Origin of the sequence: Aquirufa nivalisilvae, assembly GCF_004307455.1 — a bacterium.
In the GTDB taxonomy this organism is placed as follows: Bacteria; Bacteroidota; Bacteroidia; order Cytophagales; family Spirosomataceae; genus Aquirufa; species Aquirufa nivalisilvae.
Genome location: NZ_SEWX01000005.1, coordinates 71,099 through 94,298, shown reverse-complemented (window position 1 = coordinate 94,298; position 23,200 = coordinate 71,099). Strand labels below are relative to the sequence as shown.

Genomic DNA, 23,200 nt, shown 5'->3' with positions numbered 1-23,200 from the left:
ATGATTACTTAATATTTGGATTCAATGCAGCTTCATCAGCAGGCATTGGGTAATATTTCTCAATAACAGAGAATGAGTTACTACGAAGGGTATATCCTTTTTGGTAATAATAAGAGAAAGGATTTGCTTTAATTTCAGCACCATACGCAGTAATCACAGCTTTGTACGTATCAGTACGTACTAAGTCATGCCAACGCTTGTTTTCGAAAGCTAATTCCACACGACGCTCTTGCATCAAAGCTGTACGGAAATCAGCTTGAGAAGTAGCTGTTGTATTTGCTAAACCAGCACGCTTACGTACCATGTTCATATAAGTAGCCGCTTCAGCTGTTTTTCCTTGCTCATTCAAAGCTTCAGCTAAGAATAATAAAACCTCCGAATAACGATACACTGGCCAGTTCATACCATGGTTACCATTCAATGAGTGGGTTTTCATGTACTTCTTGATGATTGGATAAGTTTTACCTTCCCACAAAGTACTAGAGCAAGTAATGTATCCAATAGATGCATCCTTACGTAAGTCCCCAGCTTCATAAGCAGCAATTACATTAGGAGTTGGAATGTTATTACCTTCTCCTGTTTGTGGTTGCGGGTTAGAAGTACCAGAAAGAGTCTTCAATTCAGTCTCTAACATCGGACGAGGCAAGAAGTTGTACATAAACGTACCATTATAACCATTCGATCCTTCTTGGAATTGAACTTCAAACACGCTTTCTGCGTTGTTTTTGTTCGTAGTTGAAGTTGAGAATACGTTGTTATAATCAGGAATCAATGAATAGTTTCCTTCAGCAACAACTTCCTTCATTAACTTCTCTGCTTCAGCCCATTTCTTCTGAATGATGTACAAGTTAGCTAAAACCGTTTTAGCAGCACCTGATGTAGCACGACCAGCCTCTTGAGTTGACTTTGGCTTTAAGTTCGCCGCAGCACCAATTAAATCATCAGTGATTATTTTCTCTAAATCAGCAGCTGTTCCCATTTTGGCAGCAGCACCTTCACGAGTCGTAACCGGAGTTAATTGTAGAGGCGCCTTATTGAAGTAACGATACAATTCAAAGTAAGCGAATCCACGCATAAATTGAGCCTGACCTTTCAAGTTTGCTTTAGCTGTAGCATCAAAATCAGCTTTATCAATTAAAGCTAAGATTTGATTAGCACGAGCAATGATCAAATAATCTTGACGATACTGGTTCAATACGTGTGTATTAGTCGTTAAACCATTCGATACTGGAATGGAGAAATCGGCTAAGTCTTCTTGCTGCTCAGTCGCACCAAATGCTGTATTACGAGCATAATAGGTGTTGTCTGAGTGCTGCTCTGACAATAACCATGAACGGTCATTGTAGATAGTTCTCAAGGGAACATAACATGCGTTTACCGCTTGTTCAAAATCGGATTGCGTCTTGAAAAACGTTACCGAACTTAAACTTGTTTCCGGAGCAATATCCAAGAAACTCTCTGTGCAACCTGTCAATCCGACAGCCAGCAAACAGCTTAATATTATTTTATTTTTCATTGTTTCTAAAAATAAACGTGATTATCTGGCTAATTAAAAGTTAAAGTTGGCTCCCAAAGTGAAAGTACGTGGAACTGGATAACTTGAGAAGTCAACACCTTGACTTAAGTTTCCACCATCACCTGTGTTTCCTCCACCAGAACTAGCTTCTGGATTTGGTCCACCCCAATAATTAGTAAATACAAATGCTTGCTGACATGAAGCATATACACGAAGTGATTTATACACTTTAGAAGGTTTAGTAAATGTATAACCCAAAGTGATGTTACGAATCGTGAAGTAAGAAGCATCAGCGATGAAACGAGAGTTAATCCAGTCACGCTCAATACCTGTTACGTTACCACCACCTACAGTTGTACCATATTTTCCCAAACCAGGATTAGACTCTGATCTCCAACGGTTAGCAACTTCTTCTAACAAGTTGAAAGGACCATCTAAGTTAGCAGTAGAATAAATGTGACGAACCAACATTTGGTTTCCATAAGAACCAGAACCAATCACGTTGAAATCCCAAGTCTTATAAGTTACGTTGTTAGTAATACCGTAAACGAAATCAGGGAATGGATTACCCATAATCACACGGTCGTCATTGTTACCACCATATGTAATTACACCGTCACCATTAGCATCCCAAATTTTGATTGTACCAGGGAAAGAACGACCTGGGATTTTTGGGCTATTGTCTACGTCAGCTTGGTTCTTGTACATACCTTGAGAAATCAAACCATAGAATTGTCCAAATGGTTGACCTACTTTAGTGATGTGGAAAGTACCATACACACGGTCAATACCTGGAGCTAAAGCAACTACTACGTTACGGTTGAACGAGATGTTAGCATTAGTAGTCCATTTAACTGCACCTGTTGTGTTTTTTGTATTTACACCAAATTCATGTCCCCAGAACTTAATTTCTCCGATGTTATCATTGAAGTTTCCAAATCCTGATTCTTGAGCAATTTGAACAGAATACAATAAGTTAGATGTATTTTTTTGGTAGTAATCATATGTGAAATTCACACGATCATTCCATAAGTTCAAATCCAATCCTAAGTCTAATTGACGTGTTTTCTCCCAACCTAAATTAGGGTTAGCCAATGAACTTACAGAAGCACCTGCAGCTACGTTATTTCCAAATACACCATTAACAGTATTGTTAATCAAGGCATATTGCGTGTAGTTACCAATGTTGTTGTTACCAATTTCACCGAAACTACCTCTGATCTTCATGAAAGATACAGCTGGCATGTCTTGCATAAATGCTTCATCAGAAACAACCCAACCTAAACCTACTGAAGGGAAAGTACCCCAACGGTTATTCAAACCGAAACGAGATGAACCATCACGACGAATAGCTGCATTTAATAAGTACTTACCTTTGTAGTTGTAAGTAGCACGTGCTAAGAATGAAGTCAACGCCCACTCTTGAACACCACTGTTTGTTGATCCACGGTTGATGTTAATAGCACCTTGGATAGTTGGAAGACGGTCATCAGAATATGTATCTGCCTGAATCTGTGTAGATTCTTGACGGAAATATTGATTCGTATAACCTCCTAATAACTCTAACTTGTGATCTTCGTTGATTGTCTTATTGAAAGTAACTGTATTTTCATTCAACCAAGACAAGTTCTCAATATTCTGACGAATAGAAACAGCTGTTGTTGGAATTGGCGTGTTGATCGCACTAGTAGCAGTAGATGGGTTAAAGAAGAAGAATTTCGTTCTTAAGATTTCACCATTGATACTAGACTTGAATTTCAAACCTTTGATTGGCTCATACTCCATGAAAGCATTCGTCAACAAGTTCGTTGTAGTTGTCTCATTCACTAACTCTTGTGCAGAACGTACCCAGTTAGCATAAGCAAAAATGTTACCTGTACTTGCTGGGAAACGGTTGAATTTAGTTAATGTAGTACCATCTGCCTCATAAATAGGCATGATAGGCCAAGTGTGTAAGGCATTGAACAAGATACCTGTTCCACGGTCACCGTCAGTTCTTGGAGTATTATCGTAAGTCAATTGAGGAGCTACGTTAAAACCGATAGTCACTTTATCAGAAATATCATATGCTGAATTTAAACGTAATGAATAACGCTTATAGTCAGTATTGATAACTACACCTTTTTGATCCAAAACTCCTGCAACTAAAGAGGTTCTTGATTTTTCTTTATTTGATGTAATGGATAAGTTATAACTAGTAATAGGTGCATTTTTATTAATCAATGCATCAAACCAATCGTTGTTTTTACCTGCATACTGAGAAGGATTTTGGAATTCAACTGGAACTGGTTGTTTTGCATCTTCGTAGAATTCTTTCTTGAATTGTGCAAATTGAACCGCATCCATCATTTTCACACGTCCTTTCATAGGAACTTGTTGAAAACCTGTATATACGTTAAAGCTAACGTTTGTTCCACTTCCTTTACCCTTCTTTGTTGTAATCAAAACCACACCATTTGCTGCACGAGAACCGTATAATGAAGTAGAAGCTGCATCTTTCAATACAGAAATATCTTCAATCTCATCTGGGTTCATGGCACCAATTGTACCTGTGATAGGAAAACCATCAACCACGTATAGTGGATCAGAACCAGCAGAAACTGATAATTGACCACGAATACGGATGTTCATACCCTTACCTGGCTGACCAGTAGTTTGGTTAATTTGAACACCGGCTAATTGACCTTGTAATTTTTGGCCAATTTGAGTCACGGGCAAATCTTTCAATTCTTTGTATCCAATCGTCTGTACTGCACCAGTGATTTCTTTCTTCACTTGGCTACCGTAACCTACTACTACGATCTCGTTCAAAGTCTTATTATCTGCAGCTAAAGAAATATTCAAAGTCTTTTGACCTGAATAAACTACATCTTTAGATGTAAAACCCACTGAACTAAAACGTAAAGTTTCATTGTTTTTAACATCGATGGCAAAGTTACCTGAACCATCTGTGGTTGCTCCACGAGTGGTACCTACTATTGTGATAGCAGCTCCAATCAATGGCTCCCCGTCGGAACCACTTACTTTACCTCGAAGATTCTGGGCCTGTGCCATTGCTACCGAGGACAAAAAGAAAATCAGCGCTAGAAGCAAGCCTCCAGTCCGATTTCCCATTCGTAGATCGTAAAATTTGTTTTTCATAGAGAAAAAATTAAAGGTTAAAAATGTGTGATTTTGATTAATTCAGAAGCTGAGTTTTAAAGCAACATGATTAATAACTGTCGAAATTTAGAATATACCACTACCCTAACCGTCCTTATCTATCCTTATGAAAAAAATAAAAAATTTCTAGATTTCATTAAAAAAGTACTATTTCATGTATTTAGTGGTAAATAAAAAATGACCAAATAGTACTTTAACTGCATTATTTTGAAAATTTCCACCTTGGCCACTTTTAATCTGACCTGCCCTGAATTTTGATGAAAATCATACTTAATATAATGACTTTTGAGAAAAAAGAAGGAAATTAGATTATACATCCATTTAATTCTATGATTCATCGACGACAATTCCTCCAATCTTCTTCTCTAGCTTTTTTAGCACCAAGCATCTTGATGCATTCTAGCCAACAGGGCATCCCTTCTACCTTTAATCCGATAAGTATTCAAGAAAGAAAACAAAGGATTGAAAAGGCTCAAAGTTTATTGATCAAGAACAACATGCGGGCATTGGTGTTGGATGCTGGAACGAGTATGGAATACTTTACCGGTGTGAAATGGTATCCAAGTGAACGATCTCTTTTAGCAGTCATTCCTGATAAAGGAGAGCTTAGCTTTATTTGCCCTGCTTTTGAAGAGGATCGGTTCAGCGAAATAAATGTTATCAGTCAACAAGTTCGTACCTGGGAAGAGCATGAAAATCCGTTTGCCATGACGATCCAACTTTTAAAAGATTTGGGTATACGTAGTGGAAAGATTGCCGTAGAAGAAAGAACTCGATTTTTCATTTTTGATGGCTTAAGAAAAGCGGGGCCTACATTTCAATTGGTTAGTGGTGATCCTATTAGTATTCCATGCCGCATGATTAAGTCTCCAGCTGAAATAGCTTTAATGCAACGAGCTAATGATATTACAGTAGAAGCAATCAAAGCTGGAATTGCCAGTTTAAAAGAAGGAATGACACCTTCAGATGTATCTGCTAAGATTGCACAAGTTCACCGAAGCTTGGGTGCTGTACATGATTTTGCTCTGGTAAACATAGGTGTTGCTACCTCTTTTCCTCATGGGAGCAGTAAAGCACAAATATTAAAACAAGGTGATGTGGTACTATTAGATGTAGGATGCGTCGTAGGTGGTTACAGTTCTGACATCACTAGAACCATTGTTTTTGGACAAGCCAATGATAAACAAAGAAAAATCTGGGATTTAGAAAAAAAATCTCAGGCTGCGGGTTTTGCAGCTGCTCAATTAGGCCGCCCATGTGAAGAAGTTGACCGAGCTTCCCGAAAAGTGTTGGAAGATGCTGGTTTTGGACCAGGGTATCGTTTACCTGGATTACCTCACCGAACTGGTCATGGAATTGGTATGAATGGACATGAATGGGGAAATATGGTGAAGGGAAATAAAGATCCTTTACAAATAGGTATGTGCTTTAGCATAGAACCCACCATTGCTATTCCAGGAGAATTTGGAATCCGACTAGAAGATTGTGTGTACATGACAGCAGATGGACCACGTTGGTTTTCTCAACCTAGTCCGTCCATAGATGTCCCATTTCAATAATTAGAAAAATTTCTAATTATTTGTTTTAAGGGACTAAATAGATTTGACATTTAGATCTGACACTTAGATTTGACGTTTAGATCTGACACTTAGATTTGACAACTTTTAAAAAGTTGTCAAATCTGTTGTCAAATCTGTCTGAATATCTGAAAAGTTGAAATCTGAAAAATCAGATAAAAGCGCCGACAAAGCTAAACATCACTGGCCACCTTCTTATGAAATATACTGATATTCTTAATCAACTGCTTGATAATTAACTACTTCATACTCTTTCTTTGAGTAACACAACATGGGACATCACTTTCATAGTGAGATACATAGAGTAAAGTAAAATCGTCATGCTCAGACATAAAATCCAACAAATCTCTAACATGTTGGATTTGATATTCATCCAAGCCTTGACAAGGCTCATCCAAAATCAATAAGGGTGGATTCTTTACCAAAGCCCTGGTCAATAACACAAGCCTCTGCTCACCTGTTGAGATTTGCTGAAAATTTCTTTCCGATAAATGCGACAAGCCCATAACATCCATCCACGCCTCCACCCTACCACTCTGATCAATACTCATTCGCTTCCCCAAACCCATAATGTCAAATAAGCCTGATGAAACTACTTCCCTTACCGTTCCAGGAGCACGGAAATACAAATGCATTTCTGGACTTACATAACCTATCCGTTTTTTGATATCCCAAATACTTTCTCCACTCCCTCGCTTTCGATCAAATAAAAATAAATTTTGTGCATAAGCTTGAGGATTGTCTGCTGAAATCAAGCTTAGCATAGTAGATTTTCCCGCTCCATTAGGACCATAAATCAACCATTTTTCACCCTGCTTAACTTCCCAATTAAATCCAGACAAAACCACTTTTTCTCCGTATTTTACCTGTACATCCTTCATCTGAATGGCCCATTGAAAAGCAGGAAATGACTCTTTAGTATCTATCAACTCCTTCAATTTCGCTTTCCAACTATCTTCTCTTTCATTGAAAAATAGAGATTTTCTTTGCTCATAAGCCATTTTTTCTCCCTGCCAAACAGCTTTACCAGCCTCTAGCACCATCACATGAGAAATACTGTCTGGCAATTCAACAGCAGAACTAATGAGAATATAGTGAATCCCTAACTTAGGTAATTTGGCTAAACATTGACTTAAAATTACACGACCACCTACATCCAAACCCAAAAATGGATTATCTAAAATTAGCCAATCTGGATGTTTCAATAGGGCTTTCACTAATTGCAATCGCTTATTTTCACCATTGGATAATTGAATCAATGGCTTGTTGGCCAAATCGGTTAAATGAAAGACATCTAACCATGTTTTGATAGCATCAGAATCCTCATCTACCAACTCTTCTAATATCGTGTAAGCGTCTGCCGAATCCTGTGAATTAAAGCGTTGTTGAAGATAAAAATCGGATACATTGCTTCGGTTCTTAAAGCGATGCTGCTGCTCAATCCAATACACTTTTGAGGTGGAAACCCCTTCTTGGAAAAAGCTAACTGTACCTTTTCGAAACAAGCGTCCTGTTAAGGCTTTAGCTAAAGTCGTTTTTCCTGAGCCCATTGAACCAACAATAGCCCAATTTTGCCCTTCAAGGGCCTGAAAGCTAATGTCTTCCAATACTTGAGTGCTTCCATAAGAAGCACTCAAGTGCTGGATATCGGCCAAAATTTTTGCCATACTACAATCTTTCTTCCTTGATTTTATCCACAACTGAAGGATCCAATAAAGTAGATGTATCACCCAAATTATTGATGTCGCCCTCAGCTATTTTTCGTAAAATTCTACGCATGATTTTACCCGATCGAGTCTTAGGTAAACCTGTTACAAATTGAATTTTATCTGGTCTGGCTATAGCACCAATGATCTGACTAACTGTGGCAGCAATATCTTTACGTGCCAACACAGGATCTTTGGGTGTCGATGCCATGATGACATATGCATAAATCCCTTGTCCTTTGATATCGTGAGGATATCCTACTACAGCTGATTCTATGACATCCGTAAACATATTGATGGCATTTTCCACTTCTGCAGTTCCGATACGATGCCCCGAAATATTCATAACATCGTCTACTCGACCAGTAATTCGGTAATACCCATCCTCATCTCGCATACATCCATCTCCCGTGAAATACAGGTTTTCGTAGGTAGCAAAATAGTTAGTCCGACAACGCTCATGATCTCCATACGTAGTTCGTAAAATTCCTGGCCAAGGGAACTTAATACAAAGGTTCCCAGAAACCCCATTGCCTGTTATTTCATCTCCCTTTTCATCCACCAAAATAGGCTGAACTCCCGGCAAAGGAAGCGTTGCATAACATGGTTTGGTTGGAGTGATATTAGCTAATGGAGAAATTAAAATCCCTCCCGTTTCAGTTTGCCACCAAGTATCTACAATAGGACATTTACCTTTACCAATGTGCTCATTATACCAATTCCATGCCTCCTCATTAATAGGTTCTCCAACGGATCCCAACACCCGTAAACTGCTCAAATCCTTGTCTTTAACGTAATCCAAGCCAAACTGCATCAAGGATCTTATCGCTGTAGGTGCAGTATATAAAATATTGACATCGTGTTTATCAACAATATCCCAAAAACGACCAGCATCTGGAAAGGTTGGTATACCTTCAAAAATCAAACTTGTGGCTCCTTGAATCAATGGACCATACACAATGTAGGAATGACCTGTAATCCAACCTATATCGGCGGTACAGAAATACATTTCCCCAGATTGATATTGAAATATATTTTGGAAAGTATAAGCCGTAAATACCATGTATCCTCCACAAGTATGGACAACGCCCTTAGGCTTTCCAGTTGAACCTGAAGTATATAAAATAAACAATGGATCTTCCGCATCCATTTCTTCTGCTGGACAATCCGTCAAACCTAAACTACGCATCCGCTCCATTTCTGAATGCCAAAACAGGTCGCGGCCTTTGATCATACTCACTGCCGATTTAGATCGCTCCAATACGATGACGGTTTTCACACAGGGACAAGAGATAATCGCCTCATCCATAATATGCTTCAAGAATATCTCTTTATTTCCTCGGTGTGAGCCATCTGCTGTCACCACCATGGAACACTGTGCATCTTGAATACGATCGGCAATTGACTGTGCTGAAAATCCACCAAACACCACTGAATGTATAGCACCAATACGCGCACATGCCAAAACGGCAATAGCTAATTCAGGCACCATAGGCATATATAAACAAATCCTATCTCCTTTCTTTGCGCCATTTTGTTTTAGAACATTGGCAAATGTGCAAACTTCTTGATGCAATTCTCGATAAGTATAGGTTCTATTCGCTTCATTGGGGTCATTAGATTCCCAAACGATGGCTGGCTGATCAGCTTTATCCTCCAAATGACGATCTAGACAGTTTTCTGTAATGTTCAAGGTTGCACCCTGATACCACTCTATTTTAGGCTCTTTGAAATTCCAATCCAGTACTTTATTCCATTTTTTCTTCCAAACAAAATTTTCGGCTATTTCACCCCAAAAACCCTCAGGATTTTCGACACTATATTGGTACGCTTTTTGGTATTCTTCAAAATTTTCTACTTGTAGTTTCATGCGGATTTTGTTTTTAATCTATAATTCATACTCGTTTTGTAAGGCATAAAGTCCAAATACACACATACCGCCTGTAATAATGGGCGATAAAATAAAGGTGTAAATAATCGCAGGAACTAAACTCTCCATGTCTCCTTTTGCAAACAATGGAATAGCTTGTTCGACAATCAAAAAATAAGCAGCTGCGATGCCCAAAAGTATCCAAATGGCGCCAGCTATGCGTCTAATGTTATTCATCTTAATCGTTGATCTCGCGATCTTTACCGTTAATGTATAATAATCCAATCACAAAACAGACCCCACCTATGATGATAGGATACCATAAACCCTCTAAATAAGGCTTCGCATATGGCAGGCTTTGCCCCGCAGCCGCAGCAACTTCATTGGCTGTATTCGCTTTGGCAGCTAAATAGGTCGCTACCGCAGGAAGTAATCCACCAAAAATACCATTTCCTATATGATAAGGTAGCGACATGGATGTATACCGAATCGCAGTTGGAAACATTTCAACCAAGAAAGCGGCTATAGGTCCATACACCATGGTAACATACAATACCTGAACAAAAACAAGTAAAATCAACATCCAAAATGCATGCTGACCTACGTGAACTGTTTTTTTGAATACAATTTTCTCTCTTTGAACAGATGGTAAATGAGAAACTTTCTCCGTTCTCTCTTCCAATAACTGAGTCCCATCGGTATAACTGTAAATAGTTCTTGTCACCTTAGATAAATTCACCGTACCATCAATCAAGTGATAGTCAGTTCTTTCCTGACGAGAATTAGGTTTCTCTGTCTTCAAACTTACATCGGCTAATTCATACATAGCCTGATAAATGGGGCGGTAAGTACAAATTGCGATCAACATACCAGCTAACATGATACCTTTTCGACCAATCTTATCGGATAACCAACCAAAAAATATAAAAAATCCAGTACCCGCTGCTAAGGAGATTGCAATGATGTAATTACTTTGTTCAAATTCAATATTGGCTACTTTTTGCAAAAAAGACAGCGCATAAAATTGACCTGTATACCAAACTACCCCCTGCCCCATGGTGGCACCAAAAAGCGCTAAAAGCACAAACTTAAAATTCAATTTCTTTCCAAAAGATTCTTTCAAAGGATTTGCTACAATCTTGCCCTCATGTTTCGCTTGAGCAAACAATGGGGATTCATCCATGTTTTTACGGATGAAATAAGAAATCCCCACCATCACAATAGAAATTAGAAAAGGAATTCGCCAGCCCCAATCATTAAAAGCCTCTAGACTCATTGATTTCTTGGTAGCCAATATCACTAACAAGGAAATAAATAAGCCCAAAGAAGCAGTGGTTTGAATCCACGCCGTTCTCAATCCTCTTTTATTGGGTTCTGCATGTTCTGCTACATAAGTGGCAGCTCCTCCGTATTCCCCTCCCAGAGCCAAGCCTTGCAATAAACGCAGAGTTAAAACCAAAATCGGTGCTAAAAAACCAATACTGGAATAAGAGGGAATTAAACCAATGGCAAAAGTGGAAAAGCCCATAATTAAAAGAGTCACTAAGAAGGTATATTTTCTTCCTAATAAATCTCCTAAACGGCCGAAGAAAAGGGCTCCAAATGGACGAACAACAAAACCTGCGGCAAAAGTGGCTAAGGTAGATAAAAAGGCTGCTGTAGGATTATCCGATGGGAAAAATTTAGTAGCAATAATGACAGACAAACTTCCGAAAATATAGAAATCATACCATTCAATCAAGGTACCCACGGAAGAGGCGGCAATTACTTTACGCAATTTCTTTCCATCAAAGCCTTCGCTTATTTCATTCTGTGACATAGTTCTATTCATAGGTTGATTTGCCTGCTTCCCCTTCTCTCCACTTCACCTCCAGACATAAAAATCTAAATTACTGATAATTTCATTATTTTTAGAAATCTTTAGACAATTGAATTGTAAAAAACGTGCATTCCCACCGTAGAATATGAAAAAAATATCATTCCTCTTTTGCCTAACTTGGATATTGTGTCTAAGCACGAGTAAAAACCTAGCCCAAGGTTTAGTTAGAAGTACACCCGAAGCAGAAGGCGTTTCTTCAACGGCCATCGAACAGTTCATCGATTCATTTGATGCCAAAAAACATGAGCTTCATTCTGTCATGATTTTACGTCATGGAAAAGTCATTGCAGAAGGATGGTGGAAACCCTACGCAGCCAATTTAAAACACAGTATGTATTCGGTGTCTAAAAGCTGGACTTCTACAGCTATTGGTTTTGCTGTTGCTGAGAAAAAAATTCAAGTGAATGATAAGGTGATGAAGTATTTTCCAGAGTACAATGACTTAGCCGATAAACCTTACATCGCAGATTTGACCATTCAGAACTTGTTAACCATGTCAGTAGGACATGAAGTAGAACCATTGCGTGGAGTGGTAGCTACACAGGCCGACTGGGTAAAAGGTTTTCTTTCTGCTAGTATAGCTTATAAACCTGGGACAAAATTCTTATACAATACCCTAGCTACTTACATGCTATCGGCCATCATTCAAAAAGTAACCGGACAGAAAGTTGTGGATTACCTCGCTCCTCGTCTATTTAAACCACTTGATATTCAAGGGGTGGACTGGGAGGTTGATCCAAAAGGAATAAACACTGGAGGTTGGGGAATTCGAGTAAAAACAGAAGATATGGCTAAATTGGGACAGCTATACCTTCAACATGGAAAATGGAAGGGTAAACAAATTTTACCTGCTTCTTGGGTAGAGGAAGCTACTTCCAAACATATTGATCAAGACCCTAGTGCTAGTGAAGAAAAGAAAGCGAATTCCGATTGGCTACAGGGTTATGGATATCAATTTTGGCGCTGTAGAAATGGTGCCTTTAGAGCCGATGGAGCTTATGGACAATACATCGTTATGATGCCTGAGCAAGATGCCGTAGTAATTATAACTTCAGAATCACATGAGCTACAAGATGACTTAAACATGGTTTGGAAACATTTACTTCCTGCTTTTGAGAAGAATTCATTAGCGCCAAATCCGACAGCTCAAAAACATTTATCTAACAAATTAAGTCAATTACAATTAGTAGCTCCTTCTCAAGAAAATTCAGTGGCAGTTACCAATTGGTCAAATCCCTTGGTTCAATTAGATAAAAATGCCCTGAATGTCGAACAAATTGGATTTCAGTTTGTGGGTGAAAAATTAAACTTACAATTAACTGACAACAAGCAACAAAAGCACTTGATTCCAGTAGGACATGGAGCTTGGGAAATGACAAGTACGGAGATGCCTGGACCTTATTTATTAAGAGCTGCTAAAGCCAATTTAGAAGGACAAGCACCTTTTAAAGTGGCGTCAAGTTACCGCTGGATAAATCAAAATACGATGGAAATCACCTTGCGCTTCTTTGAAAGTCCTCATCATTGGGTTTGGACTTGTCAAGTAGAAAATGGCCAATTTAAGATGGAAGTCAAGAACTCCTTTGATCGATTAAATACAATTAAAGTCAGCGGTAATGTGAAACTTTAACCTACGTAATCCGCTACTCGTCGCAAAATAGGGAATGCCGTATAAGAATATTGAAAACTTTTTCTAACATTGTACAATAGCAAACATATTGCATCTAAAGATTTCATTTAAATCGTATATCTATGTCAACTCATTTACCAAAAAACTCATCTCGTCGTCAATTTTTACTTTCGGGATCCTTGGCCACGATGGGCCTATTTTTGGCAGGAAAAGCCAATGCTTCTTCCTTACTCTTAGCCGCTAAACCAGATTCAAAATTTGCTGGTGTACAAATCGGAGCTATTACTTATTCATACCGTAGTTTACCCGGTAGCATAGAGCAAGTATTACAATATTGCATCGATAGTAACATTTCTGCCATTGAATTAATGGGAGATGCTGCTGAAGATTTTGCAGGTAAGCCTAAAAACCCAAATCCAAGACCGATGATGGGACCTCCAGCTCCTGGCCAACCACGTCCACAAATGACAGATGAGCAAAGAGCCAAAATGGCAGCTTATCAAAAAGAAGTGGCTGAATGGAGAGCCTCAGTTTCTATGGACAAGTTCAAAGAAGTGAAACAAATGTTTGATAAAGCAGGTATTAGCATTTATGCGTTCAAACCAAATGCTTTAGGAGCAAACAACACAGATGCCGAAGTTGAATACGCTTTAAAAGCAGGTAAAGCCTTAGGCGCTAAGTCTGTAACCATTGAATTACCAACAGATCCAGCTCAATCACAACGTTTGGGTGATTTAGGAGCTAAGCACAAAATGTACATTGGTTATCACTTACACTTGACAGCTACTGATTCAGCTTGGGATGTTGCTTTAGCACAGTCGCCTTACAACTCCATGAACTTGGATTGCGGTCACTACATTGCTGCTGGTGGAAATAATACTACTGCTAGTCTTTTGAAATTAATCGAATCTAAAGCAGACCGTATTACTTCTATGCACATTAAGGACAGAAAGAACAAGGAGAATGGAGGTCAAAACCAAGTTTGGGGCCAAGGAAATACTCCTTTGAAAGAAATTCTTACCTTGATGAAGGAGAAAAAATACAAATTCCCTGCCACCATCGAATTAGAATATGATATTCCTGCAGGCTCTGATCCAGTTTCAGAAGTTAAAAAATGTGTTGCTTACGCAAAAACCATTTTGGTAGGATAGAGATAAAATCTGGCATGAAAAATGCCAGATTTTAAAATTATAAATGGTGAATGGTAAATGGTAAATTATACTTTTTCTTTTCACTATAAAAAAAACAATCATTGAATTGAATAGGTGGATAAAACGAAAATTTTGTCCACCTATTTTTTTAATTTAAAATTGGCAAAAATCAACCCATGGTAACACTTTTGAATCCACCATTTACCATTCGCCATTTACCATTATATTTTAATTTGCTTCAGCATCTCAATCAAATCCCCTGCCACTAAACTGGATTTAGAATAAGTACTAGCATACATATCCCCAGCTAGGCCATGATAATAGACGCCTAAGCACGTCGCCAAATCGGGGGAATATGATTGCGCAGCTAGAGAAGCAATGATGCCTGACAATACATCTCCACTCCCAGCAGTAGCCATACCATCGTTTCCTGTACTATTCATCCATTGTTTTCTGTCCGAAGTGAAAATCTGGGAATTTCTACCCTTAACCACCAACTGAACAGGATAATGTTGAACAAACTTTTGCGCTTCCACCAAAGCAGATTCCGCATCTACTGTTTTTCCAACGAGTCTACTTAATTCTCCCAAATGAGGTGTTAAGATATGATTATGACTCAATAAAGCATACCATTCAGGATGTTGGGCCAATAATGTTAGACCGTCTGCATCAATCACGATAGGTACTTTAACATGTTCTAATAAATAATGAAGCTCTTCCGATGCTTGCTCACTCAAGCCCACACCAGGTCCAAAAACAATCGCTGTATTCTCTTCATGCAAAGGTAAATTCTCCAATACAGATTTCCCCTCATTGATTGCATACATAATTTCAGGGCTATTCACCAACAAAGCGGTCACTCCATCCTTGGGAATTATAGCCGTTACTAAACCACAACCCGCTCGTAAGGCTGCTCGTGAACTTAGAATAGAAGCTCCTAAGGTACCTTCACTCCCAGCAATTACCCAGACATGACCAAAACTTCGCTTATGGCCATCCAACGCTCTTTCTTTCCGGTGACTTTGCACCCAATCTTCTTGCAGGATCTTTACCATTTTTATTCTATTTTATCGTCAAATAATAAAATTTATAATCAAATTTGCAATTCTAGTAATCGAGAACTACTATTGTAACAAACTGATACAATAAAGCTTTTAACACACATGAAAAGAATCTTACAACTAGCCACAGGCTGCCTATTTAGCCTATCCCTGTTGACCATGCATGCACAAGGACCCAAAAACTCCTATGGAATCGATGTACAAGTTAAAACCAAAAACGGAACTGTAGAAGGAGAACTTGATACTCGATCTAAAATCGTTAGTTTCAAAGGCATTCCATTTGCACAAGCTCCCGTTGGAGAATTACGCTGGAAAGCTCCCCAAGAACCTAAATCATGGAATGGCGTATTGCAAGCTAAGCAATTTGGTCCAAAAGCTGTACAAACTCCCATTTTTGGAGATATGGGCTTCCGCAGCAATGGCATGAGCGAAGATTGCTTATACCTAAACGTTTGGACTCCTAAAGTAGAATCAGGAGCTAAATTACCTGTATTGGTTTATTTCTATGGTGGTGGATTTATGGCTGGAGATGGCTCTGAGCCTCGTTACGATGGAGAATCCATGGCCAAAAAAGGAGTAGTATCAGTAACGATTAACTACCGTTTGAACCTGTTTGGTTTCTTTTCTCATCCCGAACTAACCCAAGAGTCGCCCAATAAAGCTTCAGGAAACTATGGATATATGGACATGGTTGCCGCTCTAAAATGGGTGAAAGCGAACATTGCTCAATTTGGCGGTGATCCTAATCACGTGACCATAGCTGGGGAATCAGCTGGATCTATTGCTGTTTCTGCACAAATGGCTTCCCCCCTAGCAAAAGGTCTATTCCAGGGTGCTATTGGTGAAAGTGGTGGTTGGTTAAGCAATACCTTAGCACCGATGAGCTTAAAAGATTCGGAGAAATTTGGAGCTGATTGGACAAAGAAAATTGGAGCTACTTCATTGAAAGAATTGAGAGCTATGTCGACTTATGAAATCTATCAAAAAATGGTTGATTCTAAGACATTGAGCTTTCCTGGTAATATTGATGGATATTTCATGCCAAAAACTGTGCGTGAAATCTTTGAAGCTGGAGAACAATCACAAGTTCCTTTATTGCTTGGTTGGAATTCAGAAGAAATGAATTTCCGTGCCATTACTAAAGGAAAAGCAGCTACTCCAGAAGTTTTCAAAGAAGTAGTTAAAGAATTGTACAAAGACAAGGCTGATCAAATTTTACAATTATACCCTGCTAATTCAGCGGAAGAAGCAGAGCAATCAGCTACTGATTTAGCTGGAGATCGTTTCTTAGGTTTCTCTACTTGGAAATGGTTTGATTTACATCGCAGACACAGCCAACAACCTGTTTATCGCTATTATTTCGCACGTCCTAGACCTGATATGGCTCAAAAAGACGTAGAAGCCGCTCTTGCTGGTGGTGTAGTAAAAAGAGACCCGAACGCACCCAAAGCACCTAAACCCAAAGGTGCAGTTCACTCCGCTGAAATTGAATATGCTTTAGGCAATTTATCCACTAATGTTACTTACGCTTGGACTCCAGAAGATTATAAAGTATCTCAAGTCATGCAAGAATACTTCGCTAATTTCATTAAAAACTGGAACCCCAATGGAGGTAATTTAGCGAACTGGCCAGCAGCCAAAATCGAAGCAAAACCAGAACTGATGTTGCTAGACGTAGAATCTAAAGTTATTCGCGGAGAAAAAGATGCCCGATATGAATTTTTAGATCAAGATTCAGGTAAAAAATAAATTGCTTATTTTTACCTAATCTAACGTAAACCTATCACATGCAATCGAACATATTTCACACGGCCATACTTTCTTACGGAATGTCGGGCCGTGTTTTTCATGCCCCTTTCCTAGCAACTCATCCTGGATTTAATTTAGTGGGCTGTTGGGAAAGATCTCAAAAAAACATCCAATCTAGGTACCCAGAAGTGGCTAGCTTTGATTCGCTAGAAGAAGTTTTAGCCAACGATCAGATTCAATTGGTGGTAGTTAATACCCCGATTGCTACCCATTTTGATTTTACCTTAAAGTGCTTAGAAGCTGGGAAACATGTATTAGTTGAGAAGTGTTTCACCCGAACTGCAGTGGAAGCTATTCAGCTAAAAGCAGCCATGGAAAAAGCAGGCAAACATCTGTTTGTTTTTCAAAACCGTCGCTGGGATTCCGATTTTTTAACGGTTAAAAAAGTGAAAGAATCAGGTATTTTGGGAGATTTGGTGGAAGCTGAATTCCATTATGATCGATTTGATGGAAATCTTTCCTACAAAGCCCATAAAGAAATAGCTGGTGTGGGTGTCGGAGTCGTTACCGACTTAGGTCCACACATCATTGACCAAGCCATTTCCTTATTTGGGATGCCTGAGCGTGTATTTGCGGATTTGCGCAAAACCAGAAAAAATACACAAGTAGACGACTACTTTGAAATACTACTCTATTACCCTGATTTGCGCGTCCGTTTGAAGGCAGGATATTTTGTCAAATTACCAGTCCCTTCTTTTCAATTACATGGAAAACAAGGCAGTTTCCTAAAAACACGCTCAGACCGACAAGAAGCTGATTTACAATTAGCTATACTCCCCAATACCCCTAATTGGGGACAAGATTCTGAAAAGGATTTCGGTCAAATTTGGGTTGATGGAGAAGAAAGTCCACGGGCTATTCCTTCGGAGGGAGGGAATTACATGGCCTTTTTTGAAAATGTATATCAAACTCTATTAGGGAACGAAAAACCAGCCGTATCTGTTGAAGATGGAATTCGTAGTATGAGCATTATAGATGCGGCCTATGAAAGTAACCGTCAACAAGCTATCATCTCGCTTTCTTAACAATATGGCAACAGCTAGCAATACCCAGAGATTATTCCAACAATTTGAGCCTGAATTACTCAAAAAAGTACAGCAGGTAGGATTGGTTCGCAAGTTTAAAGCAGAGGAATATTTAATGCAAACGGGTCAACAAATCCGTTCGGCAGTGTTGGTATTGGATGGTGTTATCAAAGTATTTCGAGAGGATGATGAAGGTAACGAAGTCTTTATGTACAACCTCCACCCTGGAGAAGCTTGTGCCATATCCATGACTTGCGCAGCCCGTCAACTTTCAAGTCAAATTATGGCCAAAGCCTTAGTGGACACAGAGGTTTTGGCCATTCCTGTGGAATTAATGGATGAATGGGCTCTCAAATATCGCTCCTGGTACCAATTTGTCTTAGAAACCTATCGTTCCCGTTTTGAGGAACTGTTAGACACACTAGATCACATTGCCTTCCGAAACCTGGATGAGCGCCTGCTATGGTATCTAAAACAGCATCAGAAGAGTCTTAAAAGTAATTTCATCAAAACATCTTTCACGGACATTGCTTTAGAGCTAAACTCCTCCCGTGAAGTCATTTCCCGCCTCATGAAAAAACTAGCGGAAAAAGGCCATGTTAAATTGCATAAAAACGAAGTGGAGATTCTACATTTGAAAATGTAGAATTATGAGTGTAGAATGTAGAATTGGAAATAAAATGCTTAATCGTTTTGAACCAATTCTTCATTCCTAATTCTACATTCTTAATTCTTACCCCCCCATGTGATGCATATCACGCCCAACGCAACAGATATGCAGGAAATTTGTGTTTTAAATAACTCAAAATGCCTGCAAAAACCATTCGATACCTAATTCAATTCTGTTCCGTATTCCTTTTATCTACTGTTCAAGCAAATGCATGGTCGTCTCTTGCAACGGATTCCCTATCTGTTTGGAATGCTGTAACTAATGGGAAAATACGTCCCAACCTTCGCTATTTTTACATGAATACCGATAATGCGGGTGAATCCTACGATGCATACGCACATGGTATAAACTTAGGTATTACTTATGAAACCATTCCATGGAAGCATATTCGTCTTGGGATAAGTGGCCAATGGATATATAATATTCATTCCACTTCTTTTGCTCCCGACCCAAAATTTCCTATTCTCAATCGGTATGAATTAGGCCTATTTGATTTGATCCATCCTCAATCTAAGGAAATATTAAGTCGATTAGAAAAATTATACATCGCCTATTCAATTCAAAAATCAAGTATTAAAATGGGGCGGCAAGTCATCAATACCCCCTTTATTAATCCACAGGATGGTAGATTAAGACCTACTGCGGTTTCTGGAATTTGGATCGATTGGAATGAAATTTCATCCACCAAAATTGAGGCTGGGTTCATAAATTCCATTTCTCCAAGAAGTACCACTCAGTGGTATGGAATTGGAGAATCCATTGGTATTTACCCACAAGGTTATAATCCAGATGGTTCTAAATCCAACTATTTTGGGAATGTTCAGTCAAATGGTATTGGCTTGTTAGGAATTACCTTAAAACAAATAAAACCTATCAGTCTTCAAATCTGGAACATGTATGTCGATCAAATCATGCACACAAGCATGGTTCAAGCTGATGCACTTTGGGCCGCAAGTAAACACAGCCAATGGGTTGCAGGTCTACAATACTTAGAGCAACATGCACTAACGCAAAATGAAAATCTCGAATCCCATAAATCATACATTCATTCTGGAGACATGTCGAGATCATTCGGGGCTAAATTTGGTTGGGAAAACAAACAGTGGAAAACTTCCCTCAACTTTAATCGTATCACGGGTGAGGGACGTTATTTAATGCCTCGCGAATGGGGAAAAGATCCTTTCTTTACCTTTATGCCCAGAGAAAGAAATGAAGGATTGGGAGATGTACAAGCTTATGTAGCCAAAATCTCTTATCAATGGAATAAAGTCCCATTAAAAACCCAAATTGCACATGGTTATTTTCTTTTACCCGATGTAACTAATTTTACTTTGAATAAATATGCTATGCCATCTTATTCACAAAGTAATTTTGATGTAAGCTTTGAGCCAAAAGGGAAATGGCAAAACTTGAAATTTTCTATGCTCTATGTATATAAAAAACTGTTGGATAATGAAATTCAAGCCGACAAATTCATCATCAACAAAGTGAATATGAGCCAAGTTAACTTCATTGTAAATTATGAATTATAGATTGTAAATGAAATGTTCAAAAGAGCTATCATTGGGAAAGTTAATATGGAAGAATAAACCCTAATAACTAACAACTAATACCTATATAAAAGAACGAAAGATTGGAACGCAGTGGCAGGAAGGGAATGGTAAATGATGAATTATAGATTATAGATGAAATGTTCAAAAGAGCTACTATCATTTGGAAAGTTAATATGGAAGAATAAACCCTAATAACTAACAACTAATACCTAATAACTATTTTTCCCCCTTGTGATAAAAATCACGAATTAGGCCGAATAATTGCTGGACATTTGCATCAACAAAAAAGAAAAGCACAACATGGAAATTATTGGATACTTTGCCTCTTTACTGATTGGAATCTCCTTAGGACTCATAGGTGGTGGTGGATCCATTTTGACAGTACCTGTATTGGTGTATTTATTTGGTATCAATCCTATTTTAGCTACAGCCTATTCTCTATTCATTGTAGGAGCCAGTAGCTTGGTTGGAGCTTTCCCAAAATACAAACAAGGGCTAGTGAATTTGAAAACAGCCATTATATTTGGTATTCCTTCCATCATTTCAGTATATGCCACTCGCAAGTTGATCGTTCCCTTAATTCCTACCGATATATTTCAAATTGGAGATTTAATGATTACCAAATCAATCTTAATGATGGTTCTTTTTGCCATACTAATGGTAGCCGCATCCATTTCCATGATTCGCGGCAACTGTGAAAACTGTGGAAAAGAAGGTTCTGAAGATCAAGAAATTAAAGCTCAAACATTCAATTACCCCGTCATTCTATTAGAAGGTTCAGTAGTTGGTTTATTAACTGGATTAGTGGGTGCCGGCGGAGGATTCTTAATCATCCCAGCCCTAGTAGTTCTTTCTAAATTACCTATGAAACAGGCTGTTGGGACTTCCCTTCTCATCATTGCCATGAAGTCATTGATAGGTTTCACTGGAGATTTAGGACATCAAATCATTGATTGGCCATTATTATTAACCATTACTGGCTTAGCCATTGCAGGAATTTTTATTGGGGATAAATTCAGTAAAAATGTAGATAATGATAAATTAAAAAGAGGTTTTGGTTGGTTTGTACTCATTATGGGTATTTACATACTAATTCAACAATTAGCATTTCCATTAAAATAAGCAATAACTACTTTAAAACAATACATTAACAACATACCAATTAAGAAAATGAAAGTAGAACAGATTTATACAGGATGTTTAGCACAAGGTGCCTATTACATTGAAAACAATGGCGAAGCTGCCATCATTGATCCTTTGCGTGAAGTAGAACCCTATATCCAAAAGGCTGAACGCAATGGAGCTAAAATCAAATACGTATTTGAGACACACTTTCATGCCGACTTCGTTTCGGGACACATTGATTTATCTGCTAAAACAGGTGCTCCAATTGTCTATGGTCCTAATGCTGCCTGTGCTTTTGATTGTATTTCAGCTACTGACGGACAAGAATTTCCTTTAGGGAATGCTACTATCCGTGTCATTCACACACCTGGGCATACCATGGAAAGTACTTGCTTCTTGTTGATCGATGAGCATGGAAAAGAAACCAGTTTATTTTCGGGAGACACCTTATTCATTGGTGATGTAGGTCGTCCGGATTTGGCACAAAAAGTTAAAGCTGAATTAACTGAAGATATTTTAGCTGGACATTTATATGATTCCTTACGTAACAAAATCATGCCCTTAGCTGATGATATCATCGTCTATCCAGCACATGGTGCTGGTTCTGCTTGTGGGAAAAACATGAGCAAGGAAACCACAGATACCTTGGGGAATCAAAAGAAAACCAACTATGCTTTGAATCCGAATTTGACTCGAGAAGAATTCAAAAAAGAAGTATTAACGGGTTTAGTAGCTCCTCCATCCTACTTCCCTTTGAATGTATTGATGAATATTCAAGGCTATGATAGCATCGACAAGGTATTAGAGAGAGGTCAGCATGCACTGTCACCAGAAGCTTTTGAAGTTGCTGCCAATGAAACAGGAGCTTTGATTTTAGATACGCGCGATCCTCAGACATTTACGAAAGGATTTGTACCAAACTCCATCAATATTGGAATCGATGGTTCATTTGCTCCTTGGGTAGGTGCTATGATTCCTGATATCAAACAAGAAATCTTGTTAATCACCGATGAAGGACGTGAAGAAGAAGTGATTACTCGATTAGCTCGCGTAGGTTATGATTTTACTATTGGATACTTGAAAGGCGGATTTGAAGCATGGAAAGCGGCAGGTAAAGAAGTGGACAGCATAGAATCCATCTCAGCTGAGGAAGCTGCCGAGCGTTTTGCCGCAGGTGAAGGTGAAATCTTGGATGTGCGTAAGAACTCAGAATATTTGAGCGAACACGTGAAAGAAGCAGAAAATGCACCCTTGGATTTCATCAACGATAGTATGTTGAAGATTGATAAGAACAAAACCTATTTTGTACACTGTGCTGGAGGTTACCGTTCCATGATTTTCAACTCTACGCTGAGAGCTCGTGGATATCATAACCTGATTGACGTCAATGGAGGTTTTAAATCCATCAAAGAATCAGAGAAATTTCACATCACGGACTATGTTTGTCCATCAACTTTATTGTAATC

The 23,200-nt window shown here is 38.7% G+C and carries 16 protein-coding genes; 9 read left to right on the top strand and 7 right to left on the bottom strand.

Annotation, left to right across the window (positions count from 1 at the left end):
- Positions 1–4: 4 nt before the first annotated feature.
- Both EWU22_RS07235 and EWU22_RS07230 read right to left on the bottom strand, forming a co-directional pair.
- Positions 5–1,516, bottom strand: a complete 1,512-nt coding sequence (locus EWU22_RS07235; protein WP_130925019.1) for a RagB/SusD family nutrient uptake outer membrane protein — start codon at positions 1,514–1,516, stop codon at positions 5–7.
- Between the two features lie 33 nt (positions 1,517–1,549).
- Entirely contained in the window at positions 1,550–4,657 is a 3,108-nt protein-coding gene (locus tag EWU22_RS07230) for a SusC/RagA family TonB-linked outer membrane protein (protein ID WP_394364563.1), read from the bottom strand.
- 350 nt (positions 4,658–5,007) lie between these two features.
- Here EWU22_RS07230 and EWU22_RS07225 point away from each other — a divergent pair, with 350 nt between their 5' ends.
- Complete coding sequence (locus EWU22_RS07225; protein WP_130925018.1) at positions 5,008–6,237, top strand: M24 family metallopeptidase; 1,230 nt, start codon at positions 5,008–5,010, stop codon at positions 6,235–6,237.
- A gap of 257 nt (positions 6,238–6,494) precedes the next feature.
- Here the strand turns inward: EWU22_RS07225 and EWU22_RS07220 are convergent, their stop codons facing one another.
- The 4 genes from EWU22_RS07220 to EWU22_RS07205 are packed head-to-tail and all read right to left on the bottom strand — an operon-like array spanning position 6,495 to position 11,650.
- Positions 6,495–7,922 carry an ATP-binding cassette domain-containing protein gene (locus EWU22_RS07220; RefSeq protein ID WP_130925017.1) on the bottom strand — a complete coding sequence of 476 codons (1,428 nt, stop codon included), beginning with the start codon at positions 7,920–7,922 and terminating at the stop codon, positions 6,495–6,497.
- 1 nt (position 7,923) lies between these two features.
- Positions 7,924–9,831 (bottom strand): acetate--CoA ligase, encoded by a 1,908-nt coding sequence (gene acs, locus EWU22_RS07215; protein WP_130925016.1) that lies wholly within the window; start codon positions 9,829–9,831, stop codon positions 7,924–7,926.
- 18 nt (positions 9,832–9,849) lie between these two features.
- On the bottom strand, positions 9,850–10,068 hold the full coding sequence (locus tag EWU22_RS07210) for a DUF6814 family protein (RefSeq protein WP_109322643.1): 219 nt from the start codon (positions 10,066–10,068) through the stop codon (positions 9,850–9,852).
- Position 10,069: 1 nt separating this feature from the next.
- Positions 10,070–11,650, bottom strand: coding sequence for an MFS transporter (locus EWU22_RS07205; protein ID WP_109322642.1), 1,581 nt, complete (start codon positions 11,648–11,650; stop codon positions 10,070–10,072).
- Between the two features lie 145 nt (positions 11,651–11,795).
- Here EWU22_RS07205 and EWU22_RS07200 point away from each other — a divergent pair, with 145 nt between their 5' ends.
- On the top strand, positions 11,796–13,340 hold the full coding sequence (locus tag EWU22_RS07200) for a serine hydrolase domain-containing protein (RefSeq protein WP_130925015.1): 1,545 nt from the start codon (positions 11,796–11,798) through the stop codon (positions 13,338–13,340).
- A gap of 122 nt (positions 13,341–13,462) precedes the next feature.
- Complete coding sequence (locus tag EWU22_RS07195; RefSeq protein ID WP_109322640.1) at positions 13,463–14,491, top strand: sugar phosphate isomerase/epimerase family protein; 1,029 nt, start codon at positions 13,463–13,465, stop codon at positions 14,489–14,491.
- Positions 14,492–14,712: 221 nt separating this feature from the next.
- Here EWU22_RS07195 and EWU22_RS07190 read toward each other — a convergent pair whose 3' ends face one another.
- A complete protein-coding gene (locus EWU22_RS07190) occupies positions 14,713–15,546 on the bottom strand; it encodes an NAD(P)H-hydrate dehydratase (RefSeq protein ID WP_130925014.1) in 834 nt (277 codons plus the stop codon).
- Between the two features lie 108 nt (positions 15,547–15,654).
- On the opposite strand from EWU22_RS07190, the gene EWU22_RS07185 reads away from it, so the two are divergent.
- The 6 genes from EWU22_RS07185 (at position 15,655) to EWU22_RS07160 (ending at position 23,198) form a co-directional block, all read left to right on the top strand.
- Entirely contained in the window at positions 15,655–17,301 is a 1,647-nt protein-coding gene (locus tag EWU22_RS07185) for a carboxylesterase/lipase family protein (protein WP_130925013.1), read from the top strand.
- A gap of 38 nt (positions 17,302–17,339) precedes the next feature.
- Complete coding sequence (locus EWU22_RS07180; RefSeq protein ID WP_130925012.1) at positions 17,340–18,386, top strand: Gfo/Idh/MocA family oxidoreductase; 1,047 nt, start codon at positions 17,340–17,342, stop codon at positions 18,384–18,386.
- Between the two features lie 4 nt (positions 18,387–18,390).
- On the top strand, positions 18,391–19,032 hold the full coding sequence (locus tag EWU22_RS07175) for a Crp/Fnr family transcriptional regulator (protein WP_109322636.1): 642 nt from the start codon (positions 18,391–18,393) through the stop codon (positions 19,030–19,032).
- Positions 19,033–19,193: 161 nt separating this feature from the next.
- Entirely contained in the window at positions 19,194–20,588 is a 1,395-nt protein-coding gene (locus EWU22_RS07170; RefSeq protein ID WP_130925011.1) for an OprD family outer membrane porin, read from the top strand.
- A gap of 321 nt (positions 20,589–20,909) precedes the next feature.
- Positions 20,910–21,731 carry a sulfite exporter TauE/SafE family protein gene (locus EWU22_RS07165; RefSeq protein WP_109322634.1) on the top strand — a complete coding sequence of 274 codons (822 nt, stop codon included), beginning with the start codon at positions 20,910–20,912 and terminating at the stop codon, positions 21,729–21,731.
- A 48-nt stretch (positions 21,732–21,779) separates the two neighbouring features.
- On the top strand, positions 21,780–23,198 hold the full coding sequence (locus tag EWU22_RS07160; protein WP_130925010.1) for an MBL fold metallo-hydrolase: 1,419 nt from the start codon (positions 21,780–21,782) through the stop codon (positions 23,196–23,198).
- The last annotated feature ends 2 nt before the right edge of the window (positions 23,199–23,200 follow it).